This window comes from Methylophaga sp. UBA5088 (assembly GCF_002414625.1).
In the GTDB taxonomy this organism is placed as follows: domain Bacteria; phylum Pseudomonadota; class Gammaproteobacteria; order Nitrosococcales; family Methylophagaceae; genus Methylophaga; species Methylophaga marina.
On sequence record NZ_DIAC01000097.1, the window covers coordinates 14861 to 16449 of the forward strand.

Annotated in this window: 2 protein-coding genes; both read left to right on the forward strand. The window is 40.1% G+C overall.

Features of this window, described 5'->3' with window-relative positions; genetic code table 11:
* A partial coding sequence (locus B4K20_RS12015; RefSeq protein WP_289283050.1) for a GGDEF domain-containing protein occupies nucleotides 1–343 on the forward strand: 343 nt, incomplete at its 5' end.
* A gap of 32 nt (nucleotides 344–375) precedes the next feature.
* Nucleotides 376–1589, forward strand: a 1214-nt coding sequence (locus B4K20_RS12020; RefSeq protein ID WP_289283051.1) for a response regulator, incomplete at its 3' end; no start/stop codon positions are given.

Here is a 1589-nt window from a genome sequence, read left to right on the forward strand (position 1 = left end):
AATCGATGTATCCAATCGGATGCGAAATAGCATTCGGCCTTTCGAAACCGCTGCCCGGTTCGGCGGTGAAGAATTTTTAATTTATTGTGAAGCGACGGAGGCAGAAGCCGATATTATTTTGAGAAGACTTCGTCAAGCGATTGCTTCATCTGAATATTGTTACAACAATATATCCATCAACGTGACGATGAGTTTTGGCTGTGTCGTCATTAACAAACACGATACCAAGCACACCATCAATGAATTTATAAAAAAAGCCGATGATTTATTGTATGAAGTGAAAAATGACGGGAGAAATGACTATAAACTGGCGTCTTACTCTTCTATAGAAGGTAGTGAATAATCAGATTGTGAATTTACTAATGAGTGAATGACATGAGTTCGGAACGAAAAATTTTAATCGTTGATGATGACCCGGTCATTATTCTGGAGTTATCTACTGTTTTAAAAAGTTTAGGGGATATCTATGTGGCTAACTCAGGCGCAAGTGCCATAGCTACGGCTCGGGATATCGTTCCTGACATCATCTTATTAGATATCGGACTCCCAGATATCGATGGCTTCGATGTTTTAACTGAACTCAGCAACAATGCACAGCTGAAACATATCAACGTCATTATCGTCACCGCACATGGCGAATTTGATAACCACTTTAAATCCTTATCGAACGGTGCAGTAGATTTCATCAGCAAACCAGTCAACAAACATCTACTGGAAAAAAAGATTGGCTCAATACTCAATAATCGCAGCAATATTACCTGCAGCGTTGAATCAAAAGCACAATCGCAACTCGAGCAACTCAAAAACCAATTTGTGCATCTGTTAAGCATGCTCACTGAAGCAGTCATCATCACGGATGTCGAAGGCAATATTGAGCTCGCAAATGACTACAGCCAGTCTTTGTTTGCATACAAAGAGCTTACCAATAAAAACATACGAGATTTTATACCCGCCGAACAACTTGCTCATCATGAAGAGTCATCAATTGTTAAGGAGCAAAGCGACTTCACCCCCATATTCAAACAGATGGATTTGAGAAAACAAAATGGTCAAATTATCGAAGTCGAAGTAGGCGTGTCCTTACATAAAAGCGAACAGGGTTATCACTTCCTATACGTCATCCGTGATCAGGTTGAGAAACGATTAACCCAAGCCCGTTTACTCAAAGCGGCACTGTATGATTCATTAACGGGGCTTTATTCCAGAGAAGCGCTGGAACTTGATTTAGAAAAAACCTATGGCAAGAAAAGCAACAAAGCGCGATATCTTGGCTGTCTGCTGAATATTGATAGGTTTAACGAATTAAATGCTGTTTATGGTCATACCCACTGCAATCAGTTACTCATCGATGTCGCCAGCGAGCTCAAGCAATTGATGCTACATCTGCCCGTTAGAATCTATCGTGTCGGTGGTGATGTATTTATCATCAAATCAATCCAACCTATTGAAAAGGTTCACTACGCTAAGATAACAGATGCCATTCAAGATGCCTTTTCTGTTTTATTAGACTCAGTCAGTCAGCAAGTTAAGCATAAGTTATCGATCAGCGCCGTCATGTCTTTATTTGAAAGTGACATTGTCAAAAATGG